The sequence below is a fragment of the Pedobacter sp. GW822-FHT03F06 genome (assembly GCF_058801365.1).
The window spans coordinates 41,242-62,742 of the sequence record NZ_JBXANE010000005.1; the positions used below are offsets into that span (position 1 = coordinate 41,242).

General features: G+C 39.3%; 14 protein-coding genes. 5 read left to right on the top strand and 9 right to left on the bottom strand.

Annotated elements, in window-relative coordinates:
• Positions 1-27: 27 nt before the first annotated feature.
• The 3 genes from AC1RJ8_RS09960 (at position 28) to AC1RJ8_RS09970 (ending at position 5,428) form a co-directional block, all read left to right on the top strand.
• A complete protein-coding gene (locus AC1RJ8_RS09960; RefSeq protein WP_492953670.1) occupies positions 28-1,707 on the top strand; it encodes a DUF8614 domain-containing protein in 1,680 nt (559 codons plus the stop codon).
• Positions 1,708-2,143: 436 nt separating this feature from the next.
• A complete protein-coding gene (locus AC1RJ8_RS09965; protein ID WP_492953671.1) occupies positions 2,144-4,585 on the top strand; it encodes an outer membrane beta-barrel protein in 2,442 nt (813 codons plus the stop codon).
• A 90-nt stretch (positions 4,586-4,675) separates the two neighbouring features.
• Positions 4,676-5,428, top strand: a complete 753-nt coding sequence (locus tag AC1RJ8_RS09970; RefSeq protein ID WP_492953672.1) for a DNA alkylation repair protein — start codon at positions 4,676-4,678, stop codon at positions 5,426-5,428.
• On the opposite strand, the gene AC1RJ8_RS09975 is transcribed toward AC1RJ8_RS09970, so the two are convergent.
• The 6 genes from AC1RJ8_RS09975 to AC1RJ8_RS10000 all read right to left on the bottom strand — a co-directional run bounded on the left by AC1RJ8_RS09975 (position 5,425) and on the right by AC1RJ8_RS10000 (position 12,960).
• Entirely contained in the window at positions 5,425-5,919 is a 495-nt protein-coding gene (locus AC1RJ8_RS09975) for a GNAT family N-acetyltransferase (RefSeq protein ID WP_492953673.1), read from the bottom strand. The genes AC1RJ8_RS09970 and AC1RJ8_RS09975 overlap by 4 nt on opposite strands.
• Entirely contained in the window at positions 5,916-6,476 is a 561-nt protein-coding gene (locus AC1RJ8_RS09980; RefSeq protein WP_492953674.1) for a thiamine pyrophosphokinase, read from the bottom strand. The genes AC1RJ8_RS09975 and AC1RJ8_RS09980 overlap by 4 nt, the downstream gene beginning before the upstream one ends.
• A 63-nt stretch (positions 6,477-6,539) precedes the next feature.
• Positions 6,540-7,832 (bottom strand): hypothetical protein, encoded by a 1,293-nt coding sequence (locus AC1RJ8_RS09985; RefSeq protein WP_492953675.1) that lies wholly within the window; start codon positions 7,830-7,832, stop codon positions 6,540-6,542.
• Positions 7,833-7,891: 59 nt separating this feature from the next.
• Positions 7,892-8,536 carry a thiamine phosphate synthase gene (locus AC1RJ8_RS09990; RefSeq protein ID WP_492953676.1) on the bottom strand — a complete coding sequence of 215 codons (645 nt, stop codon included), beginning with the start codon at positions 8,534-8,536 and terminating at the stop codon, positions 7,892-7,894.
• A gap of 250 nt (positions 8,537-8,786) precedes the next feature.
• The gene (locus tag AC1RJ8_RS09995) at positions 8,787-11,231 is read right to left on the bottom strand and encodes a TonB-dependent receptor (RefSeq protein WP_492953677.1); all 2,445 of its coding nucleotides are present in this window, start codon (positions 11,229-11,231) and stop codon (positions 8,787-8,789) included.
• A gap of 1,198 nt (positions 11,232-12,429) precedes the next feature.
• Complete coding sequence (locus AC1RJ8_RS10000) at positions 12,430-12,960, bottom strand: AAA family ATPase (protein ID WP_492953678.1); 531 nt, start codon at positions 12,958-12,960, stop codon at positions 12,430-12,432.
• Between the two features lie 435 nt (positions 12,961-13,395).
• Here AC1RJ8_RS10000 and AC1RJ8_RS10005 point away from each other — a divergent pair, with 435 nt between their 5' ends.
• Positions 13,396-13,713 carry a carboxypeptidase regulatory-like domain-containing protein gene (locus AC1RJ8_RS10005; protein ID WP_492953679.1) on the top strand — a complete coding sequence of 106 codons (318 nt, stop codon included), beginning with the start codon at positions 13,396-13,398 and terminating at the stop codon, positions 13,711-13,713.
• Between the two features lie 211 nt (positions 13,714-13,924).
• Complete coding sequence (gene carB / locus AC1RJ8_RS10010; protein WP_492953680.1) at positions 13,925-16,762, top strand: carbamoyl-phosphate synthase large subunit; 2,838 nt, start codon at positions 13,925-13,927, stop codon at positions 16,760-16,762.
• Between the two features lie 204 nt (positions 16,763-16,966).
• On the opposite strand, the gene AC1RJ8_RS10015 is transcribed toward carB, so the two are convergent.
• From AC1RJ8_RS10015 to AC1RJ8_RS10025, 3 genes are all read right to left on the bottom strand, one after another.
• On the bottom strand, positions 16,967-18,274 hold the full coding sequence (locus AC1RJ8_RS10015) for a M20/M25/M40 family metallo-hydrolase (RefSeq protein ID WP_492953681.1): 1,308 nt from the start codon (positions 18,272-18,274) through the stop codon (positions 16,967-16,969).
• Positions 18,275-18,292: 18 nt separating this feature from the next.
• Positions 18,293-20,125, bottom strand: a complete 1,833-nt coding sequence (locus AC1RJ8_RS10020; RefSeq protein ID WP_492953682.1) for a M61 family metallopeptidase — start codon at positions 20,123-20,125, stop codon at positions 18,293-18,295.
• 190 nt (positions 20,126-20,315) lie between these two features.
• Positions 20,316-21,437 (bottom strand): DUF4407 domain-containing protein, encoded by a 1,122-nt coding sequence (locus AC1RJ8_RS10025; RefSeq protein ID WP_492953683.1) that lies wholly within the window; start codon positions 21,435-21,437, stop codon positions 20,316-20,318.
• Positions 21,438-21,501: the final 64 nt, after the last annotated feature.

Sequence of the window (21,501 nt, forward strand, 5' to 3'; positions counted from 1 at the left end):
ACTAATTTAGCAGCCATATACTTTAATATGAAGAATTTATACAAATCAACCCTGTTTTTATCGGCAGTAGCTATTTCTGTAGGTGCCTTATCCTCTTGTACCGGCAATAATAAATCTAAAGATGAAAAGGCTGTGGTAGTACAAAAAGATAGTCTGACCAATTATGTTGCACAACGCCTGCCTATTTACGAAAGGGTAAAATTAACCACCAATATTAATGAGTTAAGTGTTAACGACCGTAAAATTTTGCCTTTATTAATTCAGGCAGCAGAAATTATGGATCAATTATATTGGAAACAAGCCTACCCACAAAGAGACAGCTTGCTCGCAACTATTAAAGATGAAAAAACACGCGATTTTGTTAACATCAACTATGGCCCCTGGGATAGATTAAATAATGATAAACCTTTTGTTGAAGGTGTTGGTGCCAAACCAGAGGGCGCATCTTTTTATCCCTACGGCATTACCAAAGAAGCCATAGAGAAATCGGACCTTGCTGATAAGTTTGGTGCATATTCAGTTATTCAGAAAGACAGTACGGGCAAATTATCAACCGTACCTTATCATGTATTATTTGCTTCAGAATTACAAAAAGCAAGTTCGTTATTAAAACAGGCTGCTTTAATTGCCGAAGATGCCGGTTTAAAAAAATATTTAAACTTAAGGGCCGATGCTTTGGTAACGGATAATTTTACCGCAAGTGATTATGCCTGGTTAGATATGAAAACCAATGGTTTGGATATTATTATCGGCCCGATTGAAAATTATGAGGATAAACTGTTTAATGCCCGTACCAGTTACGAAGCTTATGTATTAATCAAAGATAAAGAGTGGAGCAAACGTTTGGCGAAGTATGTAAAAATGCTTCCTGAATTGCAGAAAAACTTACCTGTTGCAGCGAAATACAAAACCGAAACACCTGGAACCGACTCTGAGTTAAATGCATATGATGTGGTTTATTATGCAGGAGACTGCAATGCCGGATCGAAAACCATTGCCGTTAATCTTCCGAACGATGAAAAAATTCAACAGGAAAAAGGAACACGCCGTTCGCAGCTGAAAAATGCCATGCAGGCGAAATTTGATAAGATCCTGGTGCCAATTTCAAAAGAATTAATTGAAGCCGATCAGCAGCAATACATTAAGTTTGATGCATTTTTTGCAAACGTAATGTTTCATGAGGTAGCGCATGGTTTAGGGATTAAAAAAACCATTACCGGAAAAGGATTTGTACGTGCGGCATTAAAAGAACAGTATAGCTGGTTAGAAGAAGGCAAAGCCGATATTTTAGGCTTGTATATGGTAACAGGCTTACTTAAAAAGGGTGAGCTGAAAGGCGACATAAAAGATTATTACACCACATTTATGGCCGGTATTTTACGTTCTGTTCGTTTCGGTGTTTCTGAGGCGCATGGAAAAGCCAATATGCAATGCTTTAATTATTTCCAGGAAAAAGGTGCTTTTGAGCGTACCGCTAAAGGTACTTACAAAGTAAATTTCGAAAAATTTGCAACTGCCATGAACGATTTAAGCGCATTCATTCTTACCCTTCAGGGTAACGGCGATAAAGCTGCGGTAGAAAAAGCACAAAAAGAAAAAGCGGTTATCCATACAGAACTTCAAACAGATCTGGATCGGTTGACCAAAAAGAATATTCCTGTTGATGTTGTTTTCGAACAAGGTGTTGATGTACTTGGGGTAAAATAAAAGATTTCTTCCCAGGAACTTAAGGCCATAGATGCACAGGTATAAGCTTGTTTGTCTATGGCTTTTTTGCGTTGTTGGTTCACTCTTTCATTAGTTTATTTGTGGGACTGGGTTAATTGCCTAAGCTCCTTAAAAAATCTTCCCCTCCGCTATAAAAGAAAAATTGTCATTTATATTTATACGGTAAATAATCCTCAAGGTTAGGGCTGAAGAGGGAATTAAACGCCTAAACTTCTGTATCGGACCTCCGACGTCGGACTTTTTCAAAATCCCTGTAACCTTTTTAAAAAACGGTCGTCTTACCTATAACTAAACAAGCGGAAACCTTTCGTTTCCGGGCTAAACTTTAAAATAAGCAAGCAATTAAATTGAAAGCGCATGCACATGCGGTATAGAAATCTTTTTGCCCATTTTTTTTAAGAATAAACACCTAAAAATGAAAACACTATACAGAATATCACTTTCCCTTACACTCCTTTTTAGCGTTACAGTGGCTTTTGCGCAAACAAACTCTAAACCGAACATCAGTGGGGTAATTTTAGATGAAACCAAAAAACCTGCAGATTATGTTACTGTTGTGCTCTTTAAAGCATCCGATTCGAGCGTGGTTAAAACAGCATTTACAGATCCGAACGGCGCATTTAATTTTAATGTTTCGGGCAAGGGGAGCTACTATTATAAAGCCAGTAACATGGGCTATAAAACGCTTAAAAGTAAAACCATCGTTTTAACAGAAGATAATCAAAAGGTAGATTTCGGAACCGCACAGCTTACCGCAAGCACTCAAAATTTAAAAGAAGTGAATGTAGCTGTAACTAAACCATTAATCGAAAGAAAAATGGATAAAATCGTGATGAATGTTTCCAATAGTTCGGTTATGACGGGTTCTACCGCATTAGAAGTTTTGCAAAAAGCACCAGGCGTAACTGTAGATCAGAATGATAAGATTTCGATGATGGGTAAACAGGGTGTGCTGATTCAACTGGATGGCAAGCAGACTTACATGAGCAGTGCTGATGTGGCGAATCTACTGCGCAATATGCAGAGTTCGGAAATAGAAAGCATCGAACTGATTACCAATCCTTCTTCAAAGTATGATGCTTCGGGTAATTCAGGAATTATTAACATCAAAACCAAAAAGAATAAAAACGGTGGAACGAATGGTAGCGTAAATGGCTCGCTGGGTTATGGTAAAAACCTGAGGGCAAATACCGGTATAAACCTCAATCACCGTACTCAGAAACTGAATCTTTTTGGCAACTACAATTATGGTAAATTTGAAAGAGACAACCTGATAGCGATCGATCGTATTTCGAACGGAACTCCAGATACTTACTTTATGCAGGTTGGCGAGAGCAATAGAAAGCAATATAACAATAACTTTAAGGCAGGTTTAGATTATTTTATTGATAAGAAAAATACCATTGGGTTACTCGTAAACGGTTATTTTAACCATGGAAATGAAACTGCGGTAAACAATACTTTAATTGGTCCATCTTTCAGTCAGGTAGATTCGAGCTTGATAACCAATTCATTGCAGGCAAACAAATACAATAATGTTTCTTATAACTTAAATTATAAATCTGTTCTGGATACCGCGGGTTCAGAAATCTCGGCAGATGTAGATTATTCCAAATACAAAGGAAATGATGGTTCTAATTATGAAAACGATTACCGGTTCCAAAATGGAGACAGAATCCGCCCCATCAGGTATACCCGGAACAACACCCCTTCGATCATTGATATCAAAGCATTTAAAATCGATTATAACATTTCGTTAAACAAAACTGTTAAACTCGAAGCCGGGGTTAAAAGCAGCTGGGTTAAAACCGACAATGACCTGCAGGCAGAAGAATTCGTAAGTAATGCCTGGCAGAATGATGTTAAACGAAGTAATCAGTTTATATATGATGAAAATGTAAATGCGGCTTATACCAATATAAACAAACAGTTTAAAAATACCAGCGTACAGGTTGGCCTAAGGGTTGAGCAAACCAATTCGAAAGGAAATCTGATTACCACAAACACCGTTGTAGAACGAAATTACTGGGATTTCTTTCCAACATTATTTGTTCAACAAACGCTTTCAAAAAACAATCAGTTAGGTTTTTCTTATAGCAGGAGGATAGACCGACCAAGTTACGATGCTTTAAATCCTTTTATTTATTATTTAGACGAATTTACCTATAGCAAAGGAAATCCCTTTTTAAATCCACAGTATACACACAATTTTGAGCTTAGTTATACACTATTGCAAAAATATATGCTCTCAATTGGCTATAGCAGGGTTAATGATGTAATTGCAGAGGTAATTTTGCCCGATGCAGCAAATCAATCGTTATATCAAACGAATGCAAATATTGCCACCAACATTAGCTACAACGCCAATTTAAATGTGCCTGTTCAGATTACGAAATGGTGGCAGACCAACAATAACTTAAATGTTTTTTACCTCAGTTTCAAATCACCAGATTTGGCCGGGAGCGCTTTAAAAACCGGAAAAACATCTTTCCAATTTAAATCGCAACAAACCTTTACCATTATGGATGGTTTTACGGCCGAAATAAATGGCAGTTACGAATCTCCGCTTGATTATGGAACGCTAAGTTTAAAAGCCCGCTATTATGTAGATGCGGGTTTGAGTAAATCGCTGTTTAACAAAAAGGCAAGTTTAAAATTGGCCTTATCAGATGTATTTAACATGTCTGAAAACAATTTATCAAGTGCCTATCCGGGTTTAACTTACTCTGTACATCAAAAAAATGAAACTCAAATTGGTAGAATCAGTTTTACCTATCGTTTTGGTAAAAATGAAATTAAACCTGCCCGCCGCCGTGCAACGGGAACCGAAGCGGAACAAGGCCGGATGAAAAATTAACACTCAGCCCTTCAATTGTGAAAACCCGATCAACATTATGCTGGTCGGGTTTTCTGTTTTGTGTATATTTAAACTGGAAACCTGAGCATAATGTCTGTCGAGAAAATCTCCAAACAAACCGCAAATTTAACAGCTGCTGCTTTTATTGAAAAATTAAGCCCCTACCAATCTAACGCAGAATTGGAAAAGATTACCCGTTATTTTAAAACTGAGGAGGGTGATTACGGAGCAGAAGATCAGTTTATTGGCGTTCGGATGGGGCAGGTTTTCGAAGTGGCCAAGGCTTTTTTGGCCATGCCTGTTCAGGAAATAGAAAAGCTGTTAGAAAGCCCGGTTCATGAACACCGGGCAGGCGCGGTAAGCATAATGGATTTTCGGGCAAGGGATAAAAAAACAAGTGAAAATGTAAAGAAAGCCCTTTTTGAACTTTACCTTGACCGCCACGACCGGATTAACAATTGGGACCTGGTAGACCGTGCCGCCTGTTTTGTAGTGGGTAGTTATTTATTTGATAAACCAAGAGCTATTTTATACCAATTAGCCGTTTCTGAAAATGTGTGGCAGCGCCGGACAGCGATAGTGAGCACATCTTATTTTATCCGTAAAGGCGATTTGACCGATACTTTTGGTATAGCAGAAATCCTTTTAAATGATGGCGAAGACCTGATCCACAAAGCAGTTGGTGGTTGGATCAGACAGGCAGGCACAAAAAATAAAGTTCAGCTAATGGCTTTCTTAGAAAAACATGCTGCAACAATGCCCCGTACCATGCTGCGCTATGCCATAGAACATTTTGACAAAAGCGACCGCGAATATTACCTGAACCTGAAAAGAATAAATTAGAATTTATATTCCATTACATAATCATCCATAAAGTAACCTTCACCTATATCAAGTTTTACCGATTCTTTAATGGTAAAACCTCCTTTTAAGTAAAAATCTTTGGCTTTATTATGTTTGTTCACGTTTAATTGTAAAGCACTTCCCCCTGCATCTTTTACCTGGTTAAAAACCTCGTTAATTAAGATTTTCCCAACACCTTTGCCATGTGCAGAGGGCAGCACATAAAGCTTGTGCAGTTTGTAAATACGCTCTTCGTGTCCAATAATAGAATATCCTGCAAAACCGAACTGCTTCTCGCCTTCCTCTGCAATCAGGAAAATATGCCCTTCCATAAATTGCTTTAGGAGTTCTCCTTTGTTGTACATTTTATTCAACATGTAATCAATCTGTGCCTGCCCGATAATATCGAGGTAGGTTGAGGGCCAGGTTGCCGCGGCAATATCCCTGATAATTTCTATATCTTCTTCTTTTGCTTTTCTGAGGGTAATCATATGGGTTCGCTAATAAAAATTGGTTGTCCTGAAAAGGTAAATTCTACAAAGCCATCTTTAACTACAGCAAAAATTTCTTCTTCATTCTGCACCAGGTTGGTTACTTCGATATATCGGTTGCCATGGATCAGGAATTCACTTCCTGCAGGTTTCCAAACAGAAAAACCTGATTTGATTGGATAATGTTTTGCCCTTTCGGTAAATACCACCAGATTAATTTTGTCGTCAAATCCGGCAAACTTCTCCAGATCAAATTTCTTCGCAATTACATTTACCGCGGGATATCGCTCTTCGTACAAATAATTAATAGCAACCATTAATGCATCAACAGGGCCCTGAATAACTTTTGTATCCTCTTGCGTTTCCTGTCCGTTCCCATTTACCAGCACATCTACCTTTAAGCCTAAAGAAAAAATCTTATCGTAACTTTCTCCGTTAACCAAAAGCGTAGGGCTCCATTCGAGCAGTTGGCCCAAAAGTTCTTCATTAAAATCCCCAAGCTCATCGATGTATAAAGCCGGCTCCTGTTTTTCTTTTACAATATGGTGTGAAGACATACCGCGAATATAGAAATTTCGCTTTAAGTACGATAGAGGAAGAATCAGTTAGGAGTAAAATGATTAACGATTGTATGGATATTCACTCACCCAATGGAAGCCCCTGTTAATGAGTTTAAAATCTTTAAGATCTTTTCGCTTAAAACTTACGGATATGGAATCTTTCTCTGTTAGGCCTGAAAGAATCAGCCTATCTTTTCCAATAACATTATAGTTGAAAACATATTTAGTGGAGTCTTTATCGGTTGATTTTAGCAACAATTCTTTTTTCTTCTGATCAAAAACAGTAGTGAAATTAGCAGAACTATCGTTCATCTTCTTTATCCTTACATAGCCTGAATAATTAATAATCATCTGTTTCCATCGCGTACTATCAGTAGTTAAAGGCGCCAAGGTTTCACCTTTCACTTTCATACTTTCAACATTATAAATGCCATACATAAATGGCTTAGGTGCTGCACTACCATAAGTTTTTCTCTGCTCAATTAATGATGATATCAAGAATACCAGCGAAGCAGTAATGTACAGGTATTTTGCACCATAAGCTGTAAAGTAAAGCCATCTCTTCTTAAATTTTGGACGATACATTTTTTCGAGCTGCTGGCTTTCATATCTGATAAAGAAGCGATATAATTTTAAGAAATGTGGGGCCAAAATAAAAACACACATCACCACAAGTGCGGTTGAGAGTAGTTTTACAGGAACGTCGAAAAAATAATTCATCGACATTACATGCGCTGTTGCGGCCAAGGATAGAAAGGCACCCACAACAACCGTTCTACGGAACAAAAGCATAATGGCAGAAACTTCAATAATGCCCATAAAGATATTGTAACCTTTAGAAAAGCCGAGGAAGGTCCACGCAAGGCCCATTGGCGATGCATTTCCGAAAGGTTGAAGCAACCTCATCAATGAAGGATCAGGAAACTGGAGTTTGATTACTTTTATAGCGCCGTATAATATCAGGGTAAAAGCTAAATAAAATCTTACCAGTACTACAAGCCAGTAATAAGCTGAATTATAGCTTTTGCGTTTGCGGTCTAAAACTGACCAAATCATGCTACCAATTACCGATACTAAAAATATAAAGAGTAGCAATACCCAATCATATGAGGTGTCGCCACTTCCATTGGTGTAAATTGTAAAATCGTAATTGTAGTGGATAATGTGTTTAGAGAACCAGGGAATAAGATCGTGCAATACCAGATTTGGCAACTGCAGTATACTTGATAGGAACGTAAAGGCTCCATTGTTATTCAAGATAATGAAAAGCGACAAGAGGAGGAAAAAGAACCTGAAAGAGATTTTTTTATAAATGTTCCAGGGTGCATTGGTTTGAAGAGCGTTTTCAGACATATTTAGTTGGGTTTTATCCAAAACTAAAAATTATCCCACAGGCTTCACATTATAAAATGTTAATTAACAGCGCTTTCTTTAACTAATGTGTAAAAATCTTGATAGGCTTCGATAAAATCATCGGCAAAATTAATGGCTCCGGATACAGCTATACCATAAATACCTGTTTGCATTAAAGCTTCTACATTGTAGGTTTTTATCCCGCCCACAGCCAATACCGGAATATTGACGGACATAGCCTTCAATTCTTTTATCACCTGTTGATAGCCCTCGGTACCTAGAAGCGTATAATTATTGGGTTTGGTTTCAGTTTCTGCAAATGGACCATAGCCAACATAATCGGCTCCTTCCTGAGCAAGTCTGATTAAATTTTCTACTGTATTTGCCGATCCTCCAAGGGTAATATCATGGCCAACCAGTTTGCGCAGGGCGATAAAATTGGCATCCATATCTTCTATATGGAAGCCCTGAATATCGGCCTTTCCATTTAAATGAACATGATCGGTAACGATTAAGGTGGTACCCCAATCATCACAGATTTCGGCTATTGCATTAATATCCTGTAAGAGTTCTTCATCACTTTTGCTCAGGCAACGGTATTGGATCCATTTTGCACCGGCCTCGCAGGCTTGTTGTGCCTGTTCGATATGGCTTAAATGTGGGATATCGTGCGTAATGTAATGAAGTTTCTCTATGTATTTCATACTGGTTGAACAGGATTTTAAGGCGCTCAGATTTTAAGATCAGGAGGGCAATATAAACAAAATCGTCATTGCAAGTATATTCCGCAATGACGATCCTATTTTTTAGCTTTAACTTTTTGCATTCGGTTCTATACGTTATAGTAAACAGACCATCTGAATATGAACGTGTTTAATGCGACAACAATTAATGGGTTTGGGTTGACAACTTTATAGGCTATTTGCCCAGAAAGTTGTCAACCCTGAGTACAAATTAAAATTTCACATTCAGGCTTAGCAAAAAGTTAGTTCCTGCCTGTGGGTAAAAGAAGTTTTCGGCTACCCTGCTTCCGCCTGCCTGGTAGCCATAGGTATAACCGTTGCTTTCGTATTTCTTATCGAAAATATTGTTTACCAATAAACCAAGGTTTATGTTTTTAACACCTGCAAATTTAAAGTCGTAACCCAAACGTGCATTGCTTACCCAATAACCATTAATGGTTCTATCGTTGTTCTGGGTATTATCCAGGTATTGTTTGCTTACATATTTGCTCTGTAAGGCTACAGCAAAACCCTTAACAGGTTTATAAACCAGTTCACCAAAAAGAACAGCATTTGGGGAATAGGAGATGTCGGTTAATTTGTAGTTGTCTACTACCTGCCCACCATTATCGTAATCATCATAATATTCGGTAAAGTTCTTGATTTTGTTTCTGCTCAATGCTGCATTGGCGTTTAATACAAATTGAGAAGAGATGGTGTATGAACCGTCTACTTCAATCCCTAAACGGTAACTTCTGTCTACATTCTGACGGAAATTTCCGCCAACATCATTTATTTTTCCGGTAACCACCAATTGGTTTTTATAAAACATACCATAGGCATTTGCACCGATATTAAATTTATCATTTTTAAAACGGTAACCTAATTCTACATCATTCAAACGCTCAGGTTTTGGGGAAACACCCACAGCAGCATCTGTATAATCATCTCTGTTAGGCTCTTTGTTAGCTATACTAAACGAGGCGTAAACATTGCTTTGTGGATTGATAAAATAGGTGGCCCCAAATTTTGGGTTAAAGAAATTTAAGGTTTCGTTAACGGCCAAAGTGTTCAGTTTGTTTTCCGTTCCGGCAACATCGAAATACACCCGGCGGTACTGCAGGTCGGCAAATAAGCTTAATGATTCTACCGGACTATAGTTTACTTTACCATAAGTGTTAAAATCGGTTTTAAAACCATCGTTATCATAATAGTGCCTGTCTATATTTCCATTTGAAGCATATTGGGCCCAGATCACCTGCCCGAAGTGAGCACCTTTATATTCATTATATGCACCGCCCAAAGTAAAGCTTAAATTCTTTTGAGGCACGTAGTTAAAGGCATAGGTAACACCATAAAAATCGTTATCTAACCAACGTCGACGGATTAAATCCGTTTCGGTAACTGGTGCTCCTCCCGGAATAACAACCGGATTTAAGCCATAATTTTTAAGTTTATCCTGTGCCCTGTATTCTTCATAATAACCTTCACCTTTAGTATAGTGTAAAGCGCCGTTAAAAGAAAACTGATCAGAAAACTGTCTGGCATAAATTAACTGATAATGGTTTTGTGTATAGTTATCCGTTTGGTTATTATACAAGAAACTGTTGTAAGTTCTTCCCGAATTTAGAAGGTTTGCCGCATCTTCTGCACCTAATCCGTTTCTGGCAATATAGGCATTCATTCCGGCTACGTCATTTTCTAAACGTGATTGCGGAATACCGTTCCACGATTGATAGGTTTTCTCATTTCCTGAAAAAATATTAACGCGCAGCAGGTCTTTATTGCCGTGATAGGCACCAGATAGAAAATACGATTTAAGCAGTGATGAACCACGGTCTACATAACCATCAGAGCTGATCCTCGATAAACGGCCATCAAAGCTAAAGCGGTTATTAATCAAACCGGTTCCAACTTTAACTGTGTTTTTCCAGGTATTGAAACTGCCGTAAGTGCTGTTTACTTCGGCATAAGGCTCCGTTCCGCTGGCGGTTGTCTGGATATTTAAACTCGCACCGAATGCACCTGCGCCATTGGTTGAAGTACCTACACCGCGCTGGATCTGTATGTTATCTACAGAAGAAGCAAAATCGGGCATGTTTACATAAAAAGTACCCTGGCTTTCACTATCGTTGATCGGAATACCATTAACCGTTACGTTGATCCTGCTATTGTCGCTCCCGCGGATACGGATCCCGGTGTAACCTACACCAGCACCAGCATCAGAATTAACCACAACGCCCGGTGTGTTCTGAAGGATGAAAGGTAAATCCTGCCCAAAGTTATTCTGCTGAATTTCTTCCTTACCTATATTTTTATAGGTAGTAGCCGATTTTTCTGTCGCCCGTGTTGCACGAACAATCACCTCATCAGCCAGGAAATTTTGAGCCGAGAGGCTAAAATCCAGCGTGGTAGGCTGTTTAAGTTCTACAGCTTTTTCGATTGTTTTATAGCCTACATAACTTACCACAATAGTGTATTTGCCGTTAACGAGGTTAGTGATGCTGTAATTTCCTGAGGCATCGCTTACAACTGCCGTTTTTTGATTTCTCAATTTAACCGTAGCACCTGGAAGTGGCTGCTGGTTTTGATCTGTTACCTTACCTGTAACAGAAATTTGTGCCGATACAAAGAAGGGCAACATTGCAACAAGCGCTGCAAAAAGTAAATTTTTCAATTTTATTGTTTTTAGTTAAACCCATCGGAAAAGGGGCATTGCCGATTTTCAGTTAAACTTCCATAACTCCAATCCCTACGCCGGCATTACCCGGATCAGGTGCATTCGAGGTGGATGGCTGGAGGGTTTTAAGGTTGATGGCATTACCCCTCTACCTTTTTACCTTCTACTTTTCACCTCAAAATGGGTATGATCTCAGCCTGTTTTTGTGTTTATTTAAACAAGGCACCCCTAATGATGGTGCAAATGTAGGAAATAATTGGGAATTAGCGTGGTTTTTGAAGCTTTATAGGGTAACTGGATAAAATTGACAGCTTTATGGCGTAGCTTAATGAATTTGCTGGTGCTTAGGATTAGAAAATGAACGGTTCAGTGTACATGGCTTTTTCAGCCCCGCTTTCCCTCCTGCCAATTTTGAAGAAAAATCGGCATCCGTTCCAATCGGGTTTAGGTGGCCAGGAATGTAGAAATATTAGCGGATTGTTACCAAACGTTCCTACGGAACGAAAACGCCAATTAAATATTGGCTACCCACGAATCGTCCCGATGGGACGGCAAAGGCATAATATTCACAGATCGTCCCATCGGGACGACTCCTAGGTAGAAAAAAAATGTTTTATTTTTTCGTTCCATAGGAACGTTTAGTGTTTTAGGCACCACGGTAGCAAACCGCTGTTAACTAAACCCGACAGCAGCGGGCATCCCGATTGAAGAAATCGGGATAAAGCGGATGGCAGGACCACAGCACCTATGAAACACTGCCTTTCCATTTCCAAATAAAAAAATAATAATATTAATGGGAAATGAGCGGTTCTGAGCTTTTGGCAATTTCAGCCCCGCTTTCCCTCCTGCCAATTTTGACGGAAAATCGGCACCCGTTCCAATCGGGTTTAGGTGGCCAGGTAGGTAAAAATATTAATGGATTAAGGGACTGTATTACAATTATAGATTGTCATCCTGAGCCTGTCGAAGGACCTGTTAAATGCCGCTCAAGGCGTTTCGACAAGCTCAACGTGACAAATTCGAATGGAATTACAAATATGATACAACCTGTTTAGCACCAGGGTAACAATCTTTGTTCAATAAACCCGACAGTAGCGGTTCCGATCCTTCATCGGAATTAGCGAATGGCGGGACTGCTGGCAGCCAAAAGCTACTGCCAATCATTTCCAAAAAAAATTAAAAGAATCCTAATCTTCTATCTTCCCAAAAATCCATCAATGGCCATAATTGCATTTTCTAACCTTTCATCACCCAATCCACCAATTACCTTATAATTCGCATTTAGTGCTTTCAGTTCCTTATGCCAAACCTGCATAAAATATTCGCGCTTATCGGGGAAATCGCGCAGCGGATCGTCTTGCCAGGGCAAATCGATGTCCATTAACAGATACAGGTCGTACGGTCTCTCAGGCAGTGCATCCAGCACTAGCTGTGGTGTTTCGCCTAATACTTCATCGCTCCAGATCTTTACCGTAATAAAAGTCGTATCGCAAATAATAAAATCGCTTTCGGTCGTTACTAAAATGGCATCTTCTAAAGCTACCTGACCGTAATACATGTTCACTTCATCTTGCAGGGTATAATCGGCAACCAGGTTTTCGCAGTAATAGCGGGCATACTCTGGCACCCACGAAACTTTATAATATTTTGCCAGCAATTGAGATATAGTAGATTTTCCCGTACTTTCCGGGCCAACAATAGCGATCTTTTTAATGTTTTTATTCACAATATGTTTTCTGAATACAGTCAAATGTAGTGGAAAAAGCCTTAAAAGAAAAAATCCGGTTGAGGAGGGCTCCTCTAACCGGATAATAAACCAAACAAACTATTTATGAAGAAATCCTCATGGCGGGTAACTAATCCGCGGAGGAAGCTTTAGATCATTGTCTAAAGTATATACAAAACGCATATATATTCTGCTTATTACAACATTATTGCCAATATTTCTAATATCACAACTTCGTGACTTAATTCTGACCTGTAGCCGCACTTTTACTAAATTCTTTTAACACTAATTAACATTTATAATAAAACCATACATTTGATTTCTACAGCCGTGTATAATTTATAGTACAATCCTAAAATTAGTGTTCATTATTTAAAACTATTTGTACTAAATGGTGTTATTTATTTAAGACATCAACAACTAAAACGTTATACCATGAAAAAGTTATGTGTTGTATTATCTCTGCTCATTGTATTTGCTTTAGGCTCAATTGCCTTTACAAATATTAAATTGGACGGAATAATCGGAAAAATTACGCCGGGTGATGCGGCTTCTGCTGTTTCGCTTGTAGCGGCGACAGACACGCTAAAAGCGCAGCTTAGCCAAGGTGTTTTTACTTTTACTAACCTTAAAGAAGGCGTTTATACTGTCGTTGTAAAAGCCAATGCACCATACAAAGATGCTGTAATAGAAAAGGTGGCCGTAAAAGATAGCGCCACCACAGATTTAGGCGAAATTAAATTACAACAATAGTTCATTTCTCAAAAGAAAAATCTAAAAAGAGCACTTAAATGGTGCTCTTTTTTATTTTAAAAAAAACGCCTTAAAATCACATCTAAAGATGTATCTTTGCATCCCGACAGAACAGTTGGGATTTTTCTTCTTACAAGCACAAAATCTCGTTGCTTTCAGGGTTTCAAAAGAACCAACACTTTAGAATTTTAATTATTGTTTAAGCTTTATCATGCCTAAAGACACTTCCATACGCTCAGTACTGATTATCGGATCTGGACCAATTATTATTGGCCAAGCCTGTGAATTTGATTACTCGGGTTCGCAAGCAGCGCTTTCTTTAAAAGAAGAAGGGATTACCGTTTCCATTATCAACTCCAATCCGGCTACAATTATGACGGATAAGGTTATCGGCGACCATGTTTACTTGCGCCCGTTAACTGTTGATTCAATAGAGGTTATTTTACAAGAGCATATCGACTCTGCAGATTTACCTAGAATTGATGCGGTACTTCCTACCATGGGCGGCCAAACTGCATTAAACCTTTGTAAGGAAGCTGAAGAACGTGGTGTTTGGGAAAAATACGGGGTAAAAGTAGTTGGTGTAGATGTTGCTGCAATTGAAAAGACCGAAAACCGCGAAGCTTTCCGCCAGTTAATGGTTGATATCGGTGTAGGTGTTGCAGAATCGAGAATTGCCAACTCATTTTTAGAAGGTAAAGAAGCAGCACAAGAAATCGGTTACCCACTGGTAATCCGTCCATCATATACCTTAGGTGGTTCTGGTGGTGGTTTCGTGCACAAAAAAGAAGAGTTCGATGCCGCTTTAAAACGTGGTTTAGAGGCTTCGCCAACACACGAAGTATTGGTAGAGAAAGCTGTTTTAGGCTGGAAAGAATATGAGTTAGAGTTGTTAAGAGACAGCAATGATAACGTAATTATTATCTGTTCGATCGAAAACTTCGATCCGATGGGTATCCACACAGGAGATTCGATTACTGTTGCGCCGGCAATGACCTTATCTGATCGTTGTTACCAGGAAATGCGTAACCAGGCGATCAAAATGATGCGTGCAATCGGTAATTTCGCCGGCGGCTGTAACGTTCAGTTTTCGGTTAACCCCGTAAATGATGAAATTATCGCCATCGAAATTAATCCACGCGTATCACGTTCATCAGCCTTGGCAAGTAAAGCAACTGGTTATCCAATTGCAAAAATTGCAGCAAAACTAGCAATCGGTTACAACCTGGATGAAATTGAAAATCAGATTACAAAAACCACTTCAGCATATTTCGAACCTACTTTAGATTACGTAATTGTTAAAATACCACGCTGGAACTTCGATAAATTTAAAGGCGCTAACAAAGAGCTTGGCCTGCAGATGAAATCGGTTGGTGAGGTAATGGCAATTGGCCGTACTTTTATCGAAGCCTTGCAAAAAGCTTGTCAGAGTTTAGAGATCAACCGCGCTGGTTTAGGTGCTGATGGCAGACAGGTGCGCAATATCGAAGAGATTATGGACGGTTTGGAGCACGCTTCATGGAACCGTTTGTTCTTAATAAAAGATGCTATGGCAATGGGCGTACCTCTGGAGTCCATCCGTAAGGTAACCAAAATCGATAAATGGTTCTTAAACCAGATCCAAGAGCTGGTATTGCTCGAAACTGAACTAAAAAGATATTCACTAAACAATATCCCTCAAGATTTCTTCGTAACACTTAAACAAAAAGGCTTCTCTGACATCCAGATCGCCTGGTTGTTAGGCAATGTTACCGAAGATGAAGTTTACGATCGCCGTAAAGCTTTAGGTATAAACAGGGTATATAAGATGGTTGATACCTGCGCTGCAGAGTTCCCGGCCAAAACACCATACTATTATTCTACTTTCGAAGAGGAAAACGAATCTGTTTCATCTGACAGGAAAAAGGTAATTGTTTTGGGTTCAGGCCCTAACCGTATCGGTCAGGGTATCGAATTCGATTACTCTTGTGTACACGGCTTATTGGCAGCTAAAGAAACAGGTTTCGAGGCCATCATGATTAACTGTAATCCTGAAACGGTTTCTACAGATTTTAACATGGCCGATAAACTATATTTCGAGCCGGTTTTCTGGGAACATGTTCGCGAAATCATTGAACTGGAAAAACCGGAGGGCGTGATCGTTCAATTGGGTGGGCAAACCGCTTTGAAAATGGCGGAGAAATTAACCGAAAAAGGCATCAAAATTATCGGAACATCTTTCGAGAATATGGATATCGCTGAAGACCGTGGCCGTTTCTCAGACCTGCTGAAAGAATTAGACATTCCTTATCCAAAATATGGTGTTGCAGAGAATGCTGAAGAAGCAATCGTTGTAGCAAACGAAGTAGGTTATCCGGTATTGGTCCGTCCGAGTTATGTACTTGGTGGACAGGGCATGAGCATCGTAATCAACGATGAAGACCTGGAAAAAGCAGTAGTAAAATTACTAGGGGATTTACCGGGCAACCGTGTATTGATCGATCACTTTTTAGACAGGGCAGAAGAAGCAGAATCTGATTCGATTTCTGATGGTGAGGATGTACACATTGTGGGTATGATGGAGCACATCGAGCCTGCAGGTATCCACTCAGGAGATTCATTTGCCGTATTACCTACATTCAGCTTATCAGAAACGGTAACTAAAGCAATGGAAGAATACTCGGTCAAAATTGCAAAAGCATTAGATGTACGTGGTTTATTAAACATTCAGTTCGCCATTAAGGATGAGAAAGTTTATGTAATCGAGGCAAACCCAAGGGCATCGCGTACGGTTCCTTTCATCGCAAAAGCTTACGATGTTCCATACATCAATATCGCAGCTAAAATTATGCTGGGTGTAGCGAAGCTGAAAGATTTCACGATCGTTCGTAAACTTAAAGGTTATGCCATTAAAGAACCGGTTTTCTCTTACGAAAAATTCCCTGAGGTAGCGAAAGAATTAGGTCCTGAAATGAAATCTACAGGTGAGGCGATCCGTTTCATCAAAGATTTAGAAGATCCTTACTTCCGCAAGCTTTACAAAGACAAATCGATGTACTTGAGTAAGTAATCTACTTACTAAGACTTATAAAATAACAATGGCCAGTGATGATTTTCACTGGCCATTTTTTTGTTCGATTCGTACAAACATCGCGGTTTTAAATATGATCGTCACCCTGAATTTATTTCAGGGTCTTAATAGCATGATAGATGCTGAAATAAATTCAGCATGACGACATGCTACAAAAAACCTATCAGGTTTTTGAATGTTTTATTATTTCTTCAATTTCGGAATCCTCGTTGGGGTATCCGTTCCGTTTACAATGGTAATTGCGCTCTTTGCAATGGCTTTGATGGTAGAAAGAATATTTTCTACATCTAACGAGCTGTATTCATCTTTCACACTATGGTACAATTTATCAATATCAATTTTATCGGTACTGATGGTGTGCGCCGGAACGCCCAAAGCAGCTAAAGTTGCATTATCACTTCTATAGAATAAGTTTTGATCTGGATATGGATCAGGATGGAAAGTAAATTCGGTCCCAGCTAAATTTTTCTGTAAAATCTTCCCAAAATCAGATCTTTCATAACCTGTAATAAATGCAGTATTCTTGCCAAATTTCGAATCCTTACCAATCATCTCAATATTGAACATGGCTACTACATCATCAGGATTTAGTTTTTCTGAGAAATATTTTGCACCAAAACCGCCTATTTCTTCAGCGGTAAAAGCAACAAAGATTAAAGTACGCTCGTTGTTTTTCTGCGCTTTGTAATACTTGGCAAGGGCAATCATAGCCGTCGTACCTGAAGCGTCATCATCTGCACCATTGGCAATACTATCGCCATCAACACTTTTTAAAAAACCTAAATGATCATAATGACCTGAGAAAATCACGATTTCTTTTGCTTTTGATTTACCTGGAATTACCCCTGCAACATTAAACAAAGGCATTTTATCTACCTTACTTTTAAATGTTGCCGAAAAATCTGTTGCGGCATCTTTGCCCAAAACAAAAACCTGCACAGCGCTTGTAGTTGCTTTAACATCTTTCTCATCAACGGTTGCAGGTTTGCTGAAATGATCTTTATAACGGTTAAAAAGATCAGCAAACTTACTGTCGACTAAAACGATCTGGTTTTTATCAGTGTTCAGCATGGTTCTGAACTGTGCTACAAAAGGCTTTTCAGGGTCTAACTTAACAACAGTGGTGTTCGACTTATCTAGCGTAACACTTTCTGTGGTAACGCCCGTAACCATTATGTTTGCAGGTGCAACTTCCTGACCATCTATTTTAACACTCGTACTTTGGTTGGTAACCTGGTATTTGTTAAAAGTTTGACGGAAAGTTTTCTCGCCAGGTAAAGGCTGTAAACCGATCTTTTTAAATTCAGATTCGATAAAAGTAGCCGCTTTATCAATGCCTGGCGTAAAAGTTGCACGCCCCTGCATATCATCGGCACTTAAGGTCTTAATCAGGTGATCTGTGTATTCGCGGGTGATAATTTTATCGATGTTTTGCGCTTTAAGCTGCAAACTTGCCATCCCGACAAGGGTAAAAAAGAATATTTTCTTCATATAATAAGTATTTTTTTGCTATTTAGATTTTACCTGCGATGTTAACCATTTATCTCTAAAAGTCTGCATGGCCGGTGTTAAATTCCCGCCTGTTTTTTCAATGGCAACGATTTCTAAGGCTGGATCTTCTGTCAAGGTTAATTGAGCTGTTTTCTCTTCTCCACGGTAAAGATAAGTAACCTTCAGTACATCGCCGGGTTTGTGGGCATCAGTAATGGCCGTAACCGCAGCAAGATCTTTTAATACCTCACCATCGATGGATAGCAATACATTATCAACGTCTAAACCTGCCTGGTATGCCGGTGTACCCATCAGCGTTTGACCTAAAATCAATTTTCCATCCAATGTATTAATCTTACCAAAGCCAGCAAAAGCTTTACCAGGATTTGCTTTGCGCAAAACAAGGCCTGCATTTAAAAGCAGCTTGGCATAATCGTTCTTTTTGGTGCCGTAAATATAATTTTTAAAAAAATCGGCAGCGAAAGCAGGATCTTTAGTCAGCGTTGCAAGGCTTTTCTCTAAATCAGGAACGGTGTAGGCAATTTCAGGTTTACCGTAGGCTTTCCAAAGTGCACGCATATAATCATCAAGACTAAGCTTAAATTCGGTTCTTAAGCGCAGATCTAAAGCCAGGGCAGTAGTGGCGCCATAAGTATAATACGAAGTAAAAATATTGCCTTTATTGGTCTGATCGATAGCCACTCCGGCATCGGCAAACACCGCATACCTACTGGCCTCTATCGGCGAAAAGTTTTTTGCTCCGGGAGACAGTAAAACAGCATTTACCAAACCATTAAAAGTTTGTATGGCATTGTCGGTAGTTTTTAAACCCGCCCTGGTTAACAGCAAATTGCCGTAATATTGGGTAAAACCTTCAGCCAGCCAAAGTTCATCACTCATATTGGCATGCTCAAAATTGAAGGGCTCCAAAGTTTTTGGCCTTAAACGTTCTACATTCCAGCTGTGGAAATATTCGTGCGAAAAAGTACCCAGGAGGTTAGACTCATAACCTGCAATTTTTGGTGTGCGCTGCACAATCGAAGTAGAGTTTCTATGCTCCATTCCATCACCCGCATTCTCCGGATACACATCATCCAGAAAATAATAATTACCGTAGTCGTATATGGGGAATTCGCCCCAAACGGCAAAATGTTCATCGACCATTTTTTTAAGCATCTCCGCATAGTTATCGATGGTTTTCTGATCGTCGTTAGCATGCGTAATTAAATGGATGGTCTGCACTTTACCATCGGTATTTTTAACCTGCCAGCTTGCCGTTTTATAATTGGCAATTTCGGTAGGACTATCCATAAAATATTGAAGATTTGGCGCGAAATAAGTCCCATCGGCCATTGGCTTAAGCTGTGTAGCTACTTTCCAGCCTGGTTTTTCGGCATAATTGAATTTCACCAGCCGCGGTCTGTTATCCATGCCTACCGGAAAAGCAAAAGTTGCAGGTATATTCATGTGTGCATGGGTTTCGTCGAAACCAGCATAGGTGCCGTCAATCCAGTTTCCAAAAAGTGTATAATTTACTTTTACACTGGTGCCATGATTGGGAATTTCATAAACATCGCCCGCCGTTTGTTTAATGGCCAGCTGTTTACCTGATGCATCGAAAGCTTTCAGGTGATAGACATTTTTTCCAAATTCATGTGTAGCATAACGGCCCGGAGACGACCTGCTCATTCTAACCTTTAATGTACCCGCAGGCACATTAGGGATTAACATGCTGATTTCAGCTTCATGATGGATAACGTTTGGAAAGGCAACCGTATAACTGATCTCATTTTGGGCAAAAGCCTGAAACGATAGTAGACCAAATACCGCAGCACCTAAAAATTTCTTCATAAGAATCGGGATTATAAGGGCAATTTAATAAAAATGGAAGATGTTTGAGGTAAAATGTACGATGGCTAATCGTTGATGGTCTATGTTCACAGTTGATTTTTTTCGGTTTAATAGTTTAGGAGTTTAAGCCATGACCTATGAACCATCTGACCATGAACCATCCGCTCCAACTTTCTTCTTACATTCCCCCTTAGCTGTCCCAATCGTATTTTTCGAGATCGCGGTAAGCTTTTCCTTTTATAATTTCCTTCTTCTTTGACGATTCGGAATCGACCCTTGTTTCGTGAATATTATCGGCCACTTCAAAATGGAAATCCTTGTCTTTTTTAGAATGATAAATCGATACCTCGTCCCCATCCGCTATAGCATAATCATAAGGCCCGCGTGCACTCATCAGTTTTACAAACACCGGCAAACATTCAAAAAAGATAAACAGCAGTCCGATAAAAGTAACCGCAATTGCCGTATTGTTATCCCGTGTGCCATCTACATTAAATTTAAGCTGCCCTAATGCCCAGTTGCGGTCGGCAAAACCCGCAATATCCGATAAACTGTCTAACTGTTTTTTAGTGTACAGCTTTTCGGTAAACAGGCCATCAAATTCTTTGCGTTTATCTACAAAACCTTCCGATTTATTGATGGCAGCTTTTAACGAATCTAATTCGGCCGTACGTTGTGCAATTTCGGCTTCCTTACGTTTGGCATAAGGTCCGTAGCCCATAACCCCTGATGTTTCGGTAGTTTTGTTTCCAAAAATCTCGAAATTAAGTTTTTGTCTATCCGCTTTAATTCCTTTTTCAAGTGAATCTCTCGTAGCTTTCTGTTGATTTAATCTGCCAAATTCTACCTGATATTTTTTCTCGAAAGCTTTGTTCAAGGTATCAATTTTAGAACGCTGCCCGTTTAGGTAACTCACCTTTAGGCGTTCTTTAATTTCTTTATCGAAAATTTTAAGCTCTATTGGTCTCGAAATAACCATACCAATCATAATGGCCAACAGAATACGCGGTGTAGCCTGCAACAACTGTTTATTGGTACTTGCACTTTTATTAATACTCGATACAATATAACGGTCCATATTAAAGATGGCTGCCCCCCATAAAAAGCCGAAAACAACGGCAAAAATTACCGCCAGATCATCCCCCTTAAACACAAAATACATGGCATAACCTCCCGAAAGGGCAGCAAATAAGCCGGTAAAAAAGATGGTGGCGCCAATGCCTGTATATTTATTTTGTTCTGAAGGATACTTTTCCAGTGTCGGGATATGAGCGCCAGAGCAAAACCAAAAGAAACGGTTCAGTTTGTCCATTTGTAACTATTTATAGTTAAACGCCTAAGGGCGAAAGTTGTTACAGTTTTACACAAAATTTTAT